The organism is Streptomyces sp. enrichment culture, from assembly GCF_964273255.1.
Classification (GTDB): domain Bacteria; phylum Actinomycetota; class Actinomycetes; order Streptomycetales; family Streptomycetaceae; genus Streptomyces.
This window is the reverse complement of sequence record NZ_OZ186836.1, coordinates 26,797-44,516: the sequence shown is the minus strand read 5'-3', so window position 1 is coordinate 44,516 and position 17,720 is coordinate 26,797. Positions and strand designations below refer to the sequence as shown.

The following is a 17,720-nucleotide window of genomic DNA, read 5'->3' as shown; positions in this document are numbered from 1 at the left end:
GGGCCGGGCCTGCCGCCGATCAGCTGATCTGTGCGTCGGCCTGGGGCCCGGATTCCTGTTCTGACGCCCGGGCGGAGGTGTAGTAGACGGAGCGGCCCTGCCTGGTGCGCTGAGCCTGGCTCTTGGCTACAAGCCCTTCCAGAGTGGTACGTACGACAGTTGCTTTGAAGGTCCGTCCGGGGTGGGCCTGGCCGAGCGCGGTGGTGATCTCCGCTGCAGAACGCGGTTCGCTCTGCTCGGCGAGGTGGCGGCGGACCAGGTCGACCAGGGTGGCCTGATCCGCCGTCGGGGCTGCAGCCGTCTTCCTGCGGGGGCGGCCGGTGGATTTCTTCGGCGCCTTCTTGCCGGCGGCAGTGGCGTTGTCGCGGGGGCTGGGCACTGCAGGAGAGCCAGGCACGGCTGTGGGCTGTTCGGCGGGTGCGGGGACGACGGCCAGAGCCTGCTGCATGCTCACCAGAACCGTGTGGTTCTGCTGCAGTGCTGCCAACTCCTCCTGCAGAAGGACTATTTCGGCGTTGACACGTTCTTGTTCCTTCAGGTTGTGCTCGAGGTCGCTGGTCACCTGGGCGGCATACTGCGAGGCGAGGTCCTGGGTGGCGGTCGCGGTTTCGGACATGGTGTCTGCCTTTCTCGGAGTACAGCCGGAGCGTGTGAAGGGAGAAAGCCCCGTTGAGGGAAGCGGGCAGTGTCTCCCCCGGGATGTCGTCGCAGTGCTGCGAGTGCTGCTCGAGGTCTTCGGTCCGCAATAGTACGGACGAGCGGCATCGCTCTGTTCCGTGCCCGTTTACCGTGCTGGACAGTGAACTGCGGACAGGTGATCGCAGCGCAGCCATGGTGTTCACCCCGTAAGGGCCGGCTGCCAGAGAACCTCGTCGGAATCACGGTCGTACCGCCATGAGGTCAGGATGCCGGTCCTCACCAGCCTGTCGAGCAGTTCGGCGGCCTGATGCCGGGATTGCCCGCTCAACCGGGTCAGGTCCTCCATGTCGGTACGGTGACAAATCCCGGAGGACATGTGCGCGGCCAGCGCCAGGGTGATCAGCTGCAGGGCAGGCGGGGAACAGGCCGGCAATCGCTCAAGCACCGGATGAAGCGCCCAGTGAGCGGCACGGCGGCGCGCAGCGCGGCCGGGCGCCTGGTCCAGCAGGGCGGCATCGAGGAGCTGCACCTCCGAGGCGGAAGACCCCGGGCTCGACGTCCGAAGCAAGTCCGCGTATTCCAATTCGGCCCACAGCTCCTTGCGCCCGTGCAGACGCATGCCCCGCAGCAGACCAGCAGGAATGCGGACCTGGCCGCGGCTGTTGACACGCAGCGCGCACTGCAGGGCCAGAAGCCGGGCCGCGGGGGATACGAAACGGGGGAGCGCGGCAGCGAGGTAGGTGAGCATCTCCCGCACACGCAGCTGTGCGTCGGACCCGGCCTGTGCTTCGACGAGCACGGGATCCGGGCGACGGACAGACGGACGCTGAGAGCGGAGCAGCGTGTCGGGGACAACGGCTGTGTGACGGGTCACTGCTGCGCAGGCGGCACACGTGTCGGCCAGGCGCCAGGTGCGGCCGCTTCGGTCACGTGTGAGAGCAAGCAGAATGCGGCCGGCGCAGCCTCGGTGCCGCGGATGCCATGAGCAGCCGCGTTCCCGGCACTGACAGGTACGCAAGTGCACGGGGAGAGCATCAGCGAGGGCATGACGAGCCAGATGGGCCAGCGCAGCCGACCGCGCTGAGGTGGCGCTGAAGGACGCAGCATGGACGGTGCAGTGGGCGCAGACCAGGCTGGCCCCGCCCGAGCACGGACGCAGTTCCACTGACCAGATACGAGCTGCGGCATGCGCCCCGGCAACCCTCATTGGCTGGCTGACCTCCTGCCGACTGTCAGTGCCGTCTACGGCCGGTGCCCCCGGTGCGGCACCTGGACGAACGCACGGTAGTGCAGATTCCTGCACCGTGAATCACCCCACCCGACAAATAGTGCAGACCTCTGCACTGACAGGGCAGATCTCTGCACCGTCGGATGATGGGGTGACGATCTTGCCGCCCGACCCCGACCTCACCGCGCTGCGCATCCAGCTGGCGCGCCTTCGGGCCGAGCGCGGCTGGTCCTTCGACGAACTAGCCCGCCGCAGCGGCCTGGCCCGGCGCACCCTCATCGACCTCGAACACGGCCACACCACGGGCAGCGTCACCACCTGGCACTCCCTCGCCCACGCCTTCGACGTACCGCTCGAAGACCTGCTGAGCACCATGTGCTCCAGCCACACGCCCCCCGGACCTCAGGCGCCCAACAACCCCTGACCAGGGCGAACACACGGCACAGCGAATCACCCGAATCGACGAACAAGCACCGAACGCTCATCGCACACTTGATGACCCGTTCGGGAGCGCTGAGCCGACCGAGGGACACCCCCGCGCCACCGCAGCCAACGGCCACGCCCCGCCTGACACGTTGCCCTCATGCGCCTCCACACCCAGCCCCCGGCCCGCCACCGGGACGCCAGCCCCCGCATCTCTGCACACCGCCCCCTGCAGATCGCCACCAACAGCCCCAGCCGCCGGCTACGCACCGGCCAGACCGGACGCTGCCGCAACTGCGGCAACTGCATCGACTGGTATCACCGCACCGACCGCCGGCCCCTCGCCCTGCACCCCGCGGAAACCGCCACCACCGAAGTCCCCGAAGACTGCCGCCGGCATCCCAGCGGCGGCATGGCCCACCCCCACGACGACGGCAGCGGCTGGTCCCGCATCCCGCACGCCGTCCTGTGCCCCCGGCTTGACGTAGACCCCTGCGCTACCGGTTTGCGCCTCGTAGCACTATGCCGTCGGCTCACCGTCCACCACGCGCCACACATCCGCACCCAGTCGGCACCCTCCGCGCCGCACCAGCGGCGGTGACAGATGCCGCACCACGCCCTGGAGATCACCCTCACTCGCCCTGTGAGCCCGGAAGAACTCGACGCCGCCTGCCGCACAATGCCGCTCGCCGCCAACCACAGCTCCACCCGCCTGATCGCGCTCGTACCCGCCAAGACCCCCGCCCGGGCCGCCCACAAGCTGCGCCGACGCCTCAAAGGCCAGCTCCCCATCGACGTGATCACCACGCACTACCCAGACACGAACGGACACGTGCTGCTCAACGTCGCCCTCCCGCCCGCCGCACACGCGTCCCTCCACACCGCAGCACTCCGAACAGGACACAAGCCCGAGCGCCTCCTGGACAAGGCCATCCACCGGGCCCTCGCCGAGCACACCGATCAGGAAGTGCAACGCCTCGAGCGTGAAGTGCGCCAGCTTCTCACCCACACGCTTCCCGCTCATCTCCTGACCGCCATGGGACGCGCGCTCGCCCACAACACCCAAGGAACCACAACATGAACCCGACCGACGAGCAGACCGCCGCAGCCGATGCCTTCGCCCAGGGCGACCACCTGTCGGTACAGGCCGGCGCGGGCACCGGCAAGACCACCACTCTGGCCCTACTCGCCCACACCACCAAACGCCGCGGACAATACCTCGCCTACAACCGCGCCATCGCGCAGGAAGCCGCCACCCGCTTCCCGAGGAACATCCTGTGCAAGACCGCCCACGCCCTGGCCTACGCCGCGGTCGGCCACCGCTACACCCGCCGCCTGAACGCACCCCGCCGCCCGGCCTGGCAAACCGGACAGACCCTCGGACTCACCAAATCCCTCCGACTCGGCGACCACAACGTCACCCAAAAGGCCCTCTCCAACGCCACCCTGCGTACCGTCACTCACTTCTGCCACACCGCCGACGAGGCCATCACCCACCACCACGTCCCACGCCTGCGCGGACTGGAAGACCCAGCTCTTCACGCGCAACTCGCCGCTCACGTCGTGCCCTTCGCCCGCAAGGCATGGAGCGACCTACAACACCCCTACGACGGCGCGGTGCGCTTCGACCACGACCACTACCTCAAGATGTGGGCCCTCACCAGGCCACGGATCCAGGCCGACTTCCTGCTGCTGGACGAGGCCCAGGACACCAACCCCGTCGTCGAGCAGATCTTCCTCAACTAACGCGACCACGCCCAGCTGGTCATGGTCGGCGACTCCGCCCAGGCCATTTACCACTGGCGCGGCGCCAAAGACGTCATGACAGGATTCGACGGCACCCGGCTCGCCCTGTCGCAATCCTTCCGCTTCGGCCCAGATCTCGCCGCGGAAGCCAATCGGTGGCTCCGCCTCGCCGACGCCCCGATCCGCCTCACCGGCACCCCCAGCATGTGCACCGAACTAGGCCGTTTCTTTCGGATCACCTCGTCGACCAGATGAAGATGGCGGCGAGGTGCAGTCCGGCTAGGTAAATGGTGGCCGTCTTGTCGTAGCGGGTGGCCAGGCCGCGCCATTGCTTGAGCTTGTTGATGCACCGCTCGACGGTGTTGCGCTGCTTGTAGGTCTCGCGGTCGAAGGCCGGGGGACGGCCCCCGAGCCGACCACGTCGCTTGCGGTTCGCAGCCTGGTCCGCCGGCTGCGGGATCACCGCTCGGATCTTCCGCTGTCGAAGATGGAGGCGGATCGCCCGGGACGAATACGCCTTGTCGGCCAGGACCACGTCTGGCGTGACCCTGGGGCGGCCGATCCGTCTGGGCACCCGTAACCGGGCCATGACCTGCTCGAAGGCGGGTGCGTCACCTGCTTGACCCGGCGTGATGACGAACGCCAGCGGTCGGCAACCGCCGTCCGCGACGAGGTGGATCTTCGTGGTCAGTCCGCCGCGGGACCGTCCGAGGGCATGGTCAGCCGGCTCGCCGGCCGGGGCCCCTTTTGACGGGCCCCGGCGGCGTGCTGGTGTGCGCGCACGACAGTGGAGTCGACTGCGACGACCCAGTCGAGGTCGCCTTCGGCGTCGGCCTGGGCGAGCAGGGCGGTGAAGACCTTCTCCCAAGTGCCGTCGGCGGCCCACTTCCGCAGCCGGTTGTACGCGCCCTTCCACGACCCGAACTGCTCGGGCAGGTCCATCCACGGGGTGCCGGTGCGGTACTTGAACGCGATCGCGTCGATCACCTGCCGGTGATCACGCCACCGACCACCGCGCCGAGGGGTCCGGTCCGGCAACAACGGCTCGATGCGGGCCCACTGGGCGTCAGTCAACGACACACCCAGACCAACGATCCGATGATCTGAAAGAAACGGCCTAGGGCCCGTCGCACAACCGGACGCCGTGCTGTGCCGCACCAACACCGGCGCCATGGCCCAGATCATGGCCCTCATGGCCGACGGATACTCCGTCGCCCTGGCCGGGGGAGGAGACAGCCTGCAAACCCTCGCCCTCGCCGCCCGCGACCTGAAAGAAGGCCGGAGAACCCAGCACCCTGAACTGACCCTCTTCCCTACCTGGGGGGATCTGCAGGACTACGCCTCCCACGACCCAGCCGGACGCGACCTGCAGCCCCTGGTCAACCTCGTTGACACCCACGGCACCGACGCCATCCTCACCGCCGTGGCCCACCTCGCCCCCGAGCCGCACGCCCAGATCACCGTCTCCACCGCCCACAAGGCCAAGGGGCGCGAATGGCCCCGCGTAATGATCGCTGACGACTTCGCCCGCCCCCAGGACAACCAATACGGCGACCGCCCCGGCCTTCCGGCACCACCCGACCCCATCGACGATGCCGAAGCACGGCTGGCCTACGTAGCCGTCACCCGCACCAGTCGACGCCTGGACCTGGGAGGCCTGTCCTGGATCCACGACCACCCTGACGGCCACCACGACCTGCCAGAGCCACGCTCCCAGAACGAGACCTCGAAACGGCGTGATAGTGGAGAGACAGTGTCTCCCAGCTTCGCCAATCGAGGGTCACTTGGCTGAAGCCTTGGGAGCCCTTGGCCGCGCAGGTCACCGCCATTCACTGCACACCCCCTGATCACCTCTGTCGTCTAACCATGGCGGGTCTTACAGCTGAGACGGCCTGGCCAGACAGGAAGCGCAGCCTGACGCCCGGTTTGCCGTGCCTGCAGGGACTTGGACGGGCGTTCCTACCTGCCTATTGGCGTGGAGGCCGGCTGTCCAAACGGCGCAGGGTGACGCCGAGGCAGCCGACGGTGTTCGAGGGCGGGGCGGCGCCGTGTCGTGCAGCCGTCGGTACCGCGGCTATGCCGTCTGGCAGGCGGGCACACAGGTTTGTTACTCCGGCCCCCAGTTGCCGGCCCCGATGTTGGTGACGATCTCGATCCACTCGCTGTGCTCGTTGCCGAAGGGGCGAGGATCACGGTGGTCGATCTCAGCCTTCAGGGCCTCCAAGGTTTCCCCGAGTGAATCGAGGAAGTCCTCGTCGTCATCGTAATCCTCGGGCAGGCTTGTGACGATCTTCGTCAATTCGGTGATGGTGTGCACCAGCGAGGAGAGATCACCGTGCAATGGGATAGGGCGCATGATGCCCTCAGCGAACTGATAAAGTTCGCCCGTTTGCGTGTCTGCCGCGATGGCGCTGACCTCAAAGTTCCCGAGGAAAACCCAGTTAGTAGCGTCGGCCGGAAGACTCCAGGTATTTGCAAGTTCTTCTGGGATGACTGGACGGAACCCGGGGTTTTCTCCGTCAAATGAGGGGAAGGAGATGAACTGGTTTTCGGGTAGCCCCGTTCCGGTGAGGTAAGCGAGCGTCTCGCCACTGAAGCCTGCTGCTTGTGCTTCCTGAGCAGGGACCTGGCGGAGGCGCCTTTCGCCGAACGTGTGAACCAACTCGTCGTGTGGTGTAGCAAAGATCATTTCATCCTGCCGCGTTTTACTCAACCCTGATATGGCGTGAGTGGGGTGTGGGTCTTGTACCAGTTCTTCAAGTCTTTGCGGTACTGCACATGCTCGGCGTCAACTCTTCTGCCGTACCTGTAGTCGGTCTCCCCGGGCTGCCGAGGCAAGGACTGATCATACGACTGGGAATGGGTTACAGGTAGCTCCTTGTCGAAGTACTTGGCAGTCCAGCGATCACAGTAGGAGGGCGCTTTCTGGCAGGGCTCACGCTCGGTGTACAGGCTGGTGAGCCCGTCTTGCTGTTTCGCCCTCAGTAAGGGGTAGCCGACGGAGCGTTCGGAATGGACGCTCTTGCTGTAGCCGACCAGGATGAACTCGTGCCCTTTGTCATCTTTGAAGTTGCCGGCTGCGTAGTTGTTGCCGCTCCAGTCCTTCCGTGCGTACCGGGCCACCTGCGTCGCCTGAGCCAGATCTGTCGAACCGGGTTTGATCGACTTGGAGTCAACTCGATCACCCGGTCCCGGTCCCGCCGCCCCCCGTAATCAGCGTGCGGGCCGCTCCCACCGCCGCTTATCGATGGCCGCCCAGCAGAAACAAAGGAGCGCCTACACCTCAAATCAACCCGTCGCTCCCAGAAGGAACGCTGCCGTCAACGCTACGAGCGCGATAATGTCTGACGGATGGGCGTAGGGGCGCCATTCGACCTGCACTTCCGCTTTCGACGTGTGTTCCCCACCACCGTTCTTTCTGGAAGTGATCAAATGCTCCACGTATTCGTTGGTCTCGGGTCCAGCCGGCAGTGCGCCCACATAGACGGTGGACCCGTTCATGAGGCGCATGGAAACATAGCTTCTCCCAGCACCGGGGGTTTCTATTTTCCGGATTGAATCGACGTCGAACTCCGCTCGAAGGAACACGCCGATCACGCGGACAGTCGTTGCCGAAACGTCAAGGCTCGAAACAAAGCACAAGCGCCAGCAAAGGCTTACCGCACACCCCGTCACTGCGATGGAAATTGCAGTGCCGCTCCTCGTTGCGCCGCCCATATCCAGCCCGTCGCTGCCCACAACCATGTAGAGGATCGCGAGCGAGACCGCCGGAACAGGGGAGAGTATGGCCTTCCATAGCGCATTCGAAGTTCTCAACTTCATGGTCTGCTCATCTTGCCTAATGACCGCGAGACCCGGAGGAGGGATCATCCGCAGTACCCCGCATTGTTGTTCAAGTAGATCGTGCCACCACAGGTCGGGCTGGTGAAACCGAAATTTGTCACGTAATTTCTCATCGTGGGACCCCAATTGGTGCGTCCGTGCGTCATACGCGTTCGGGGGCTGTTCGAGAATGCTTGGCGCCAACTCACGCTGCTACTCCCGCCCTTTCCGAGCCACGCGGCGGTTCCACCGCCGGCGACCGAAACTCCGAAGATCAGCGCAGTCTGAGTCCGGTATTCGGCGGAAGTTGTGTCAACGCCGCTGTTTTGGTCGAGGGCTGCGCTCATACTCAAGCCACCGACAGCCACCACCAAACAGGTCCCGGCGCTGGCAACGACGCACGTACCGAAAGCTAGCACCCCGATACCCACCTTAATTCCATCCGCGTGCTCAGCGAAGAAGCCAGAGACCCCGTTCCATGCGTTCTCGTACCACGGTTTGTCCCCGGGCGGGTTCCGCAGCGCTTCGAGTTCTGCTTCACGCTTGTTCAGATACTGTTGATGCTTGAGCTCCTTCTTCTGGCGGAGCTTTTCCGCCTCGCGATATTCGTAGTTCGTATACCGGGTGCTCATACCCTTGTTTTTGGTGTAGGTGTACTTACGTCCGGTGAGCTGCTGGGCGTAGTAGTTCTTGGACACCTTGCCGCCGCGGGCGCGAGTTTCCTTCTTGTAGTTCTTGCCGAAGCTGACCTTCTTGATGTCTCCGGTGCCACCCTTGCCGTAGGTGCAGTTGTACTGCCCGCTGACGCATTCTTCATACGCCTCACCGGTGGGGTCGGCGAAGGTGGCTGGGTTGTTGTTGCCGTAGACGTACGGGTTGAGTTGCGTCGGGTCGTCGGGGATCAGGAGCGGATCGATGGAGAGGAAGCGGCCCAGTGCCGGGTCGTATTCGCGGGCGCCGAGGTGGGTGTAGCCGGTGGGGTCGCTGGTGCCGCCGACGAAGCCGCGGTCGCCCGGCCAGGGGCTGCTGCCCGATGTGGAGCGCGGTGCTCCGAAGGGGAGTTGCTTGCGGCGGGTGACTGTCTGGGCCGCGCCCATGGTGACAGCGATCAGCGCGGTGCCCTGGTGGTTCCCGAAGAGGAACTGGAAGCCGGAGCTGGTGCGGACGGCGATGGTTTCGTTGCCGTGCGTGTAGTAGCGGGTGGCGGACTTCGCCCCGGTGGAGGTCACGTTCAGTTCGTTGCCACCCGGCAGATAGGCGGTCGTGGAACCGTCGGCGTTCTTCGCGAGCATGCGGTTGCCGGCCGAGTCGTAGAGGTATTCGGTGGTCTTGCCGTCCTCGACGATCTTGGAGAGGTGGCCTTCCGGGTCCCAGGTCAGATCGTGGGTGCGTGAACCGCCGGTGCGCTTAGTGGTGTTGCCGGCATTGTCGTAGCTGAATGACTCCGTCTTACCGTCTTGGGGTCCGCCGGTCGTGGCGACCGACCGCAGCGCGTGTGGGCGGGTGTCGCCGGCCTTGCCGGCGGTGTAGGTGCGGGTGATGTCCGTGCCGCCGCTGCTGGTGGCGTGCTGGACTTCCTTGGCTCGGTTGCCAGCGTTGTCGTAGGAGTAGGAGTGCCAGTACGCATCCGGGCCGCCGACCGTGCTTGCGGACGGAGCCGTGCCGCAGTTGTCGGTTGGGGACTTGGCTGTCCAGGCTTCCGTCATCCGGCGCAGGGCGTCGAGGGCGAAGCACTGTGTGTCGGTGACAGCCGCAGCGTCCTGGCCGGACGTACTGGAGATGCGGATGACGTTTCCGGCCGGGTCGTAGCCGTAGCGGGTGTCCTCCACCCGCAGGGCCTTGTCGCCGTCGATGGTGGAGCGGGTGAGCCGACTGGTGTGCTCGTCGAACTCCTGTGTGCGGTACACCTTCTGCCCCAGAGTGCCGTATTCGGCACGGACTTGGCGCCCGTAGACGTCGTAGCTGGTGTCGTTGACCAGGGTGACCTGGCCGGCGACGGTCGTGTCGGGCAGGTTGCCAGGGCCGAAGACGGTGGTCTGGCGTTCTGAGGGCAGGCCGCCGATGGCGGGGTGCTTCACCCACTCCTTGATGCCGTTGTACTGGTTGTAGCCGAAGGTCCAGGTGTAGGTGCCTGCGGCCGCCCCGTCCGGCACGGTGGTGGTGGATGAGGTGGGCTGGCCTCGGTCGTTATAGCTGTCGATCTTCGTGGTGTATGCCTTGCCTTCCACGTACCGAGTATTCGCTGCGGGGAGCCCCTTGAGTACGGAGTCGTACGCCCACGAGGCGCGAACCGTCGAGCCCTGCTTCAGCTCCTTCTGACGGCCCAACTCGTCGTACACCGTGGTGAGCTCGACACCTCGAGCATCGGTGGTCTTGACCGGACGGTCCGCGTTGTCGTACGTGGTCTTGGCTATGCCCTTGTCCGGGTCGTTCGTCTCGATTTGGCGGCCGCGCGCGTCGAAGGTCCACGTCCAGGCGATGCCAGCCGGGTCGGTCATCTTCGCCAACTGACCCCGGGTGTTGTACTCGTAGCGGGTGGCCAGGAACTCGGTTCGCGCGGCGTTGGTGTAGTCGCGTGCCTCGGTCTTGCGGCCGAGCGCGTCTACGATCGTCGTTGTGGCGGTGCCCCCCTTGGGTGGGATCACCGTGGTGCGGTCGCCAGCGTACTGGGTCACCGTGCGCTTGGTCTCGTCGCCGAACTTCAGCGAGATGACCTCGGTGGCGCGCCCGGCTCCGTCGTACTTGGCCTCGGAACCTGCGGGCACCTTGGAGTCGTCTCCGCCGACCAGCGTGGTCGAGGGCGCGCCGGTGGCGAAGTAGGTGCCGTACGTCTTCCAGACTTGGCCGCGGGTGTCGTAGCGGGTCTCGGTCACTAGACGGTTGCCGGATGAGCCGATCGCTGCTGTTTGTGTCTGGCGCGGGCGCATCAGCCCGTCGTAGAGGGCGTGCGAGGTGTCGTACGCGCCCTGGTAGTTGAGGACCTTGGTGGTCACCGCGTTCGGCTCAGTCTTCGAGACGCGGTAGATGAACTCGGCCGCGGGCAGTGTCGGATGGTCGGCTCTTGCCCAGCCAGGTGCCCAGCCTCTCGTGATCCGGCCTAGCGCATCATATTCCACGTCCGAGCGCTTGCCGTTCGCGTCCACCGTCGCCGTCACCAGTCCGCGACGTGGATCGGTGATCGCCTTCGAGGTGTGGCCAAGATCGTTCGTGGTGACCGTTTCCGTCGGCGCCTGGCCAGTGGCCGGGGTATAGGCGATGGTGGTCTTCGCGCCGGCCATGTCGATCACCTCGGTCTGGCGGCCGTAGGCGTCGTACGCGGCCTTGCTAACGGTGATGAAGCCGGTGCCGGCTCCGTCGTTCTCGTCCTGACGCGTCACGTCCCCCTTGGTCGGCATGGTGTCCAGGGCGGTGCCGCCGTCGTAGTAGGCGCGGGTGGTGTTGATGAGGTCAGCGGGCAGGCTCGGTGTGGCTCCGCATTCCTTGGCCACCGTCTTGCTTTCGGCGACCGTGGAAAGGATGTTCTTGTCCAGGTTGCGGTTGTAGGTCGTGGTGGTGCACTGCTCGTCACCGGACCTGGCAGTGTCTCCGGTCTCGGACACCCACTTGACCGCGCCGTAGGAGTCGAACCCCCGGGCCGTCTCCGTGCGCCGTAGTCCGCCACCGGTAATCGTTTCGCGGCTCTGGTCCTTCTGCAGACCCGTGCGGTACGCATACACCGTCGGCAGGCTGTCCGCCGAGCGCGAGTGGGTGGCGGTGGCGCTCGAGCGCCACGGGGTGTAGCTGGTGGCGAAAATGAGGGCGCCGCCGGAGCCGTTGTAGTTGGCTTCCTCGCGGGTCATGCCGGCGAACGCCTCGCGGTCGGTGACCTCGTTGCCTTCGCCGTCGGCGACCCTCGCGCCCTCGATGCCGCGGAAGTAGCGGGTCTCGCTCAGCGTCTGGGTGCCCTCCGCGGGGTCGCCGGTGCGGACCTGGACGCGTTCGTAGCCCTTGCGTTCACCGTAGGTGCGGTGCTTCGCCTTGGTGAACTCGTCATCGGTCTTGGCCCAGGCGAGGCCACCCAGGTAGGTGTAGTCCGTGCGCTTGATGGGAGAGCCGGCCGTGTCGTCCGACTCCAGGACCTGGGTGACTACATAGGAGTGAAACCAGTCCTGGTACGGCTCATAGCCCTCAATCGGGGCGTCCGGTGGCGACCACATCACCGGGTAGCAGCGCCTCGTGTTCGACGAAGCGGTGGGCAGGCTGGTCTTCGAGCAGTCCTGCGCCGAGTAGGTGACGCCGATCGACCCGCCGGTCTCGGTGCCTATCTTGTACACGCGGTAGCGGTTGTACGCGGGTACCGCATCGACCGCGCCAGCGACCCGGTTGGGCAACTGCACCCCATGGAAGGTGGTCTTCGGCAGGGTAATGGCGGTACCAGCACTGTGTCCGGTGCGAGTGATCGCGGCAAGCCACAGCGGCGGATCGGTGCCGTCCCCGGTGGAGGGGAAGTTCTGAATCAGCGCCCAGGAATCGACCTTCTGGTACGCACCGGCGTTCCACACCGAGGTGGTCACCGAAGTCAGCCGCTTACGGGTGAAGTACGACGGTGCTGAATTTCCCTCGCACGTATCGCCCGACTTGCAGATCTGGTCGAAGGGCACGTCCGGCCACCTCTTGGCGTTCGCCTCCGTGAGCTTGTCCGCCGCGCAGTCGAACGACTCAGAGGGCAAGCAACGCTCGGTGACGGTGAAGCCGACCTTGGCAGCGGGCTGACCGTAGAAGTTGGAGTCCCGCAGCCCGTACTCGATGCGCTTGAGGTAGCCGCCACGAGTGTAGGAGGTCAAGGTGCCCTTGTACTTCGCGTCGATCGCCCGCTGGTAGAAGTTGGACTCCTTGGCCCAGTAGTACGTCATGGCGTTGCCGTGCGGGTCGATCACGGCATCGAGGTTCCAGCGCCAAGCCTGCTGGCACCAGGAGTCCTTGAATGCACTCGCGTGGCAGGGTTCGCCAGAGTGATTGCCGAACACTGGCACGGTCCAGACCGAGTTAGTCTCTTCCTTGCCGTCGGCCCAGCCCTTGGGGCGGTTGTAGCCGAAGTAGTAGCGGGTGCCGTCTGGCGCGGTCACCTTCCAGTACTCGTTGTCGTTGTCGCCATTGGCAAGCGCGGAGTTCTTGAGTAGTTCCACGCGTGTGCCGTCGTCGCTCTTCTTCCTCCACACACCGGTGGCGTCGTCCTTGACCAGTTCAGTGGACGAACCGCCCAGCGACAGAGTGGCGTTGTCCTTCTTCCAGCACTGGTCGCCGACCTTGTTCGACGGGTTGTTGCCGCCGGACTTGTCGTCCTGGCAGGAGACGTAGCGCCGCTCGATGGACCCCGGGGACAGGGACCAGCCGTCCCCTATCCAGTTGGCCTGGTTGTTCGTCGCCGCCGTGCGTCCGTCCACAGCCTGCGACGAGTACGACAGACCCAGGTCCGGCTCGAGCGCGCCCGGTACGGCGGGCGTGTCCATCTCATATGTCCAGGAGAACGCACCGGACGAGCCGCCAGCCTCCCACTTGCCCGACGGGGACAGCGAGGTGGCGGTGAAGTCGCCGTTAGCGCCAGAGGGGGCGGCGGTCACGGCCAGCAGGGTGGCGCCCTCGGCCACTCTGGAGGTCCGGGTGCGGCTGACGGGGGATACCTGCTGAACCGGCTGACCGGCCTCGGCCGCAGTCCTGGTGCTGACCTGGGTGGTCAGATCAGCCGACAGCGTCTTGCTCTTGGGGTCGTTGTGGGAACGGAGCGTCTTGCCGGGGGTACACCCCCTCGCGCTCGGCGTGGTGAGCGCGCACGCGGGTACCTCACGCACCACCAGGCGCGAGGCCCAGTCACCGCCGTAGATGCCAGCAAACGAAGAGTAGTCCAAAGTCAGGCCGAGCGTGCCCTGGCCCTCCTCTGCACCGTGGCCCTGCACCGCGAGCAGGAGGCCGTCCACACCGGCCGCCTTCGCGGCATTGCGGTCAAGAACCTGTACCTGCGCCTGTGTAGCCGCGGCCTTGCGTGAATTCTTGCCCGGCTCAACCTCGACCGGTACGGACCCCGCCTTCGACTGCGTCTGTTTGCCGCCAGCGTCGGTCACCTTGATCGTCGTGCTACCGGCGGCGGGCCACGTCGCCTTCGTGTCCGGCTTGAAGGTGTGCTTCGCCGCCTCGTCAAGCTTGTTGAGCTTCCTGCCCTTGACCGCGGAGACCGGCACCGGATCCGGCTGCTTCAGTTTGCGCAGTTCCAGCTCGGCCGCCGCAGCAATCGGGCCGCCCAACAGGCCGGCGAGCAGATAGGCCACCAAGCTCACGGCGACAATCCGCATACGTCTGCCAGGTGTTCGCACACTGCGGAACGCCGCAGAACGCAATCCGGACACAATTCTCCCCACAGGAAGTCCACATTATTGAAGAGCCAGCGGACGTTAACAGCCCAGGCGACCACCTCGGAAGATCCTCTTCGAGAAATGGGTGTCAGTACCCATTCCCCACCTCTCGAAAAACAGGACATTTCCCCCCATCGTCCCGCTCGGGAGTGTAAAGAGGCAGGTCAACGCGCCGCGCGAGGGCGCTCCGACCGGCTGCTCGAAGGTGCGAACAAGAAGTATGCATTTATGAGAATGGGGACTTATCGGTCATTGCTCCGCGTAACTGCACTCGCCATGCAGGGGCATGTACTGTTCCACAGATTGCGTTCCATGCTGAAAAGGAAGTGTGATGAGAATTCACCGAAGAATATCCGGGGGGGCACCTTACTTGAGGGCTCCGATATCCTTCACCCTCGCGCTCGCACTGGCTGTCGTCCCGGTGGTAACTGCCCCTCGCGCGACGGCAGTTGAGCCTGCTAAGCCCGCTCCTCTAGAGCCCACGCGGGAAGAGACTCAAGCACTCGCCAAGGCCGCCGAAGTGGGTGAGCCGGTCGAGGTGCTGTCGCATCGCACAGAGACCACGGAGACGTTCGCGAACCCGGATGGGTCGTTCACGACCGACCAGTACGCCCTCGCTCAGCGTGTGCGCAAGGATGGCAAGCTGATCGACATCGACACCACGCTGGCACGTAACACCGACGGCACGCTGTCCACGAAGGCCACGGAAGTGGGCGTGACGTTCTCCGGCGGAGGCGAGGGGCCGCTGGCGACGGTCACCCGCGACGGCCGCAGCATGTCCTGGTCCTGGCCTGGCAAGCTGCCCTCCCCCGAGGTCGACGGGGACACGGTGATCTACCACAACGTCCTTGAAGACGTGGACCTCAAGCTCAAGGCTGGCACCGCCGGGTTCGGGCAGCTGCTGGTAGTGCACAACGCGACGGCCGCCGCCAACCCCGCTCTCGCGCGGCTCAGATTCCCCCTCGCCACCAAGGGGTTGAGTGTCAAGGCCGACGCGCATGGCAACCTCCGCGCTCTCAACCCAGCCGGCCAGGAGATCTTCACCGCACCGACGCCGATGATGTGGGACAGCAGTCGGCCCCAAGCGGCGCGCAGCAGCGAACCCACCCCTCCGCCGCCGGCCCACGAGTTCGAAGCACCCTTCGGTGCCAGGGAGGGAGCGGTGGGCGTTGAACTCGACACGGACGCCCTGTCCCTGACACCCGACAGCGCCATCCTCAAGGGCGACGACACTCGCTACCCGGTCTACATCGACCCCGCAGTCTCCGGTTCCCGCGAAGCGTGGACCATCGCCTACAGCGGCGCACCGTCGACCGCCTTCTACAACGGCAACGGCTGGGACGAAGGCGATGGCAACAAGGTGACCTCTTACGCCCGAGTCGGCAACCCCGGGGATGGTACGTCCCGTTCGTTCTTCCGGATGGACGCCAACAACCTCTGGAACACCGACAAGGTGATCTCCAGCTCCACCTTCAAGATCAAGAACAGCTACTCGTACTCCTGCACCAAGCGTGAGGTGCAGCTCTGGCTCACGGGGAGCATCAGCTCCTCTACGAAGTGGAGTGCTCAGCCGTCGTGGACTGAAAAGCTGGCCGCCGTCAGTGACGCCAAGGGGTACAGCTCATCGTGCCCGGCCGGCAGCCTCGCCTTCAACGTGACCTCCGGCGCGAAGAAGGCGCAGTCCAGCAAGTGGAACAACATCACCCTCGGGCTGCGCGCCGCGACTGAAAGCGACAGGCTCGCCTACAAGCGGTTCGAGGCGAAGTCCGCGGTGCTGTCCACCACGTACAACACGCGCCCCAACCTGCCCAACAGCCTGGACACCATCCCCTCGACCAGGAACCAGGCAGGCTGTGGTGATACCGCCCCGCACGGGCTGATCGGCAACACGGACATTTATCTCACTGCGAAGATCTCCGACCCCGACGGGGGCACCGTCAAGGCCGACATACACCTGTGGCCCACCGGTCACCACCCCAATGACGACCCCAACGGAAAGCTGATCGTCGACACCCACGTGAGCGCCCCCTCCGGAACCGTGGTCAAACTCAAGGTCACGAAAGCGCAACTCGCGCCGTACATCAGCATGGCGAACGGCAACTTCTCATGGAAGGTCCAAGCAGAGGACGGATCGCTCTCCTCAGACTGGGTACCCGCAACAGGTAAGCCTGGGTGCCGGTTCGTCTTCGACCCCGACCGGCCCAGCACACCGCCCGGCGTGACCTCAAGTCAGTTCCCCGACGGCAGCAACGGCTGGCCAGCCACCACCGGCACCGTTCGCACTGAGGGCACTTTCAATGTCACCAGCGGCGGCGTCGCGGATGTCACCAAGTACGAGTACTGGACAGACTGGGACGCCACACGCCGCACCGCCACACCCAACGCGGCAGGCGGACCAGTCGCGTTGAACGTCACACCGACCGTGGCCGGCGCCAACCAGCTTTATGTCCGCAGCTTGGACAAGGCCGGCAACTACTCCGACACCACCACCTACCTCTTCTACGCCAACGGCCCCAGGACTCCCGACAAGCCCGGCGACCTCAACGGCGACGGCAACGCCGACCTCTGGGCCGTAGACCAAGCTGGCACCCTGTTTCCCTTCTTCGGCGCGGGCGACGGCACCGTGGCCAAGGCCGCATTCCGCTCCACGGCCCTCAACCTGACCGGCGCGAAGATCACCCACCGCGGAGACTGGACCAACGACGGGTATGAGGATCTCATCACCTTGCGCGACGATGCAGGCACAAAGCGCCTGTGGATGCATCCAAACAACGGCACCGGCTATGTCTGCACAGCCTGCGACACCGGCGAACGAGCCCAGGAACTCGGAGTCTACGACCCGGCCAACAACCACTGGAGCAACGCCGACCAGATCCTCGCCATCGGTGACGTCGACGGACCGCTCGACGTCGACGCAGATGGCACGATCGACATCGCCGGCTACCCAGACCTCCTGGTCAAGCAGGGAGACCTGCTCTGGCTCTACTACGGCAACCGTGATTTCCGCCTCGACTCCTACCGCGAGCCCGTTCTGATCGGCCCGGCCGGTTGGCAAGACCGGGACTTGCTCGCCGTCGGCGACACCAATGCCGACGGACAGGTCGACCTTGGAGCGCGCAATCGCGTAACTGGCGACATCCACATTTTCTCTGGGACCAGCAGCGACGGTGACGGCCTCACTGACGAAGAGACCAAGGTTCAGCCCGGAAGGCTCTACACAGCCGAAACTGTCCCCTTGATCACCTCGCCGGGGGATGCCGACAACGACGGCACTAGCGACCTTTGGTACACCATGAACACGGGTAGCCTCTGGTACTTCTTCACTATCCGCGGTGGCGAGCGAGGACAACGCCAACTGAGCAGCGGCTGGGAAAGCTATCAAACCATCAGCTGAACCAGGCACAGGAAGCGTGGCCCCGGCACTCTGCCCGGGCCACGCGTCGCTCGAGTGAACCTGAAAGCTATAGGGGCCTCCC

Annotated in this window: 11 protein-coding genes and 2 pseudogenes; 6 read left to right on the top strand and 7 right to left on the bottom strand. The window is 65.4% G+C overall.

From position 1 onward, the window contains the following. Positions 1-19: 19 nt before the first annotated feature. Together ACSU53_RS30440 and ACSU53_RS30435 are read right to left on the bottom strand one after the other, a co-directional pair. Positions 20-616: a hypothetical protein gene (locus ACSU53_RS30440; RefSeq protein ID WP_437033527.1), complete on the bottom strand. Its 597-nt coding sequence runs from the start codon at positions 614-616 to the stop codon at positions 20-22. A gap of 222 nt (positions 617-838) precedes the next feature. Then, positions 839-1,438 carry a hypothetical protein gene (locus tag ACSU53_RS30435; RefSeq protein ID WP_360598304.1) on the bottom strand — a complete coding sequence of 200 codons (600 nt, stop codon included), beginning with the start codon at positions 1,436-1,438 and terminating at the stop codon, positions 839-841. 580 nt (positions 1,439-2,018) lie between these two features. Here ACSU53_RS30435 and ACSU53_RS30430 point away from each other — a divergent pair. The 4 genes and pseudogenes from ACSU53_RS30430 to ACSU53_RS30415 form a co-directional block, all read left to right on the top strand. Beyond that, the gene (locus tag ACSU53_RS30430) at positions 2,019-2,291 is read left to right on the top strand and encodes a helix-turn-helix domain-containing protein (protein WP_164334205.1); all 273 of its coding nucleotides are present in this window, start codon (positions 2,019-2,021) and stop codon (positions 2,289-2,291) included. 159 nt (positions 2,292-2,450) lie between these two features. Then, positions 2,451-2,891 (top strand): DUF6083 domain-containing protein, encoded by a 441-nt coding sequence (locus tag ACSU53_RS30425; RefSeq protein WP_437033526.1) that lies wholly within the window; start codon positions 2,451-2,453, stop codon positions 2,889-2,891. Between the two features lie 42 nt (positions 2,892-2,933). Then, entirely contained in the window at positions 2,934-3,371 is a 438-nt protein-coding gene (locus ACSU53_RS30420; RefSeq protein WP_437033525.1) for a hypothetical protein, read from the top strand. Further along, positions 3,368-4,258: pseudogene (locus ACSU53_RS30415) on the top strand (UvrD-helicase domain-containing protein); the annotation flags it as partial. The gene ACSU53_RS30420 and the pseudogene ACSU53_RS30415, both read left to right, overlap by 4 nt. A 13-nt stretch (positions 4,259-4,271) precedes the next feature. Here the strand turns inward: ACSU53_RS30415 and ACSU53_RS30410 are convergent. Beyond that, a protein-coding gene (locus ACSU53_RS30410; RefSeq protein WP_437032984.1) for an IS5 family transposase occupies positions 4,272-5,131 on the bottom strand; the annotation gives its coding sequence in 2 pieces (ribosomal slippage) (positions 4,272-4,786 and positions 4,786-5,131; 861 coding nt in all). Positions 5,132-5,153: 22 nt separating this feature from the next. Here ACSU53_RS30410 and ACSU53_RS30405 point away from each other — a divergent pair. Continuing rightward, positions 5,154-5,828: pseudogene (locus ACSU53_RS30405) on the top strand (3'-5' exonuclease); the annotation flags it as partial. Positions 5,829-6,143: 315 nt separating this feature from the next. Here the strand turns inward: ACSU53_RS30405 and ACSU53_RS30400 are convergent. From ACSU53_RS30400 to ACSU53_RS30385, 4 genes are all read right to left on the bottom strand, one after another. Beyond that, positions 6,144-6,725 (bottom strand): SUKH-4 family immunity protein, encoded by a 582-nt coding sequence (locus ACSU53_RS30400; protein WP_437033524.1) that lies wholly within the window; start codon positions 6,723-6,725, stop codon positions 6,144-6,146. A 20-nt stretch (positions 6,726-6,745) separates the two neighbouring features. Beyond that, entirely contained in the window at positions 6,746-7,159 is a 414-nt protein-coding gene (locus ACSU53_RS30395; RefSeq protein WP_437033523.1) for a nucleic acid/nucleotide deaminase domain-containing protein, read from the bottom strand. 165 nt (positions 7,160-7,324) lie between these two features. Beyond that, positions 7,325-7,858 carry a hypothetical protein gene (locus tag ACSU53_RS30390; protein ID WP_437033522.1) on the bottom strand — a complete coding sequence of 178 codons (534 nt, stop codon included), beginning with the start codon at positions 7,856-7,858 and terminating at the stop codon, positions 7,325-7,327. 44 nt (positions 7,859-7,902) lie between these two features. Continuing rightward, positions 7,903-14,169: an RHS repeat domain-containing protein gene (locus tag ACSU53_RS30385; protein ID WP_437033521.1), complete on the bottom strand. Its 6,267-nt coding sequence runs from the start codon at positions 14,167-14,169 to the stop codon at positions 7,903-7,905. A gap of 595 nt (positions 14,170-14,764) precedes the next feature. Here ACSU53_RS30385 and ACSU53_RS30380 point away from each other — a divergent pair. Beyond that, a complete protein-coding gene (locus tag ACSU53_RS30380) occupies positions 14,765-17,638 on the top strand; it encodes a VCBS repeat-containing protein (protein WP_437033520.1) in 2,874 nt (957 codons plus the stop codon). Positions 17,639-17,720 lie beyond the last annotated feature (82 nt).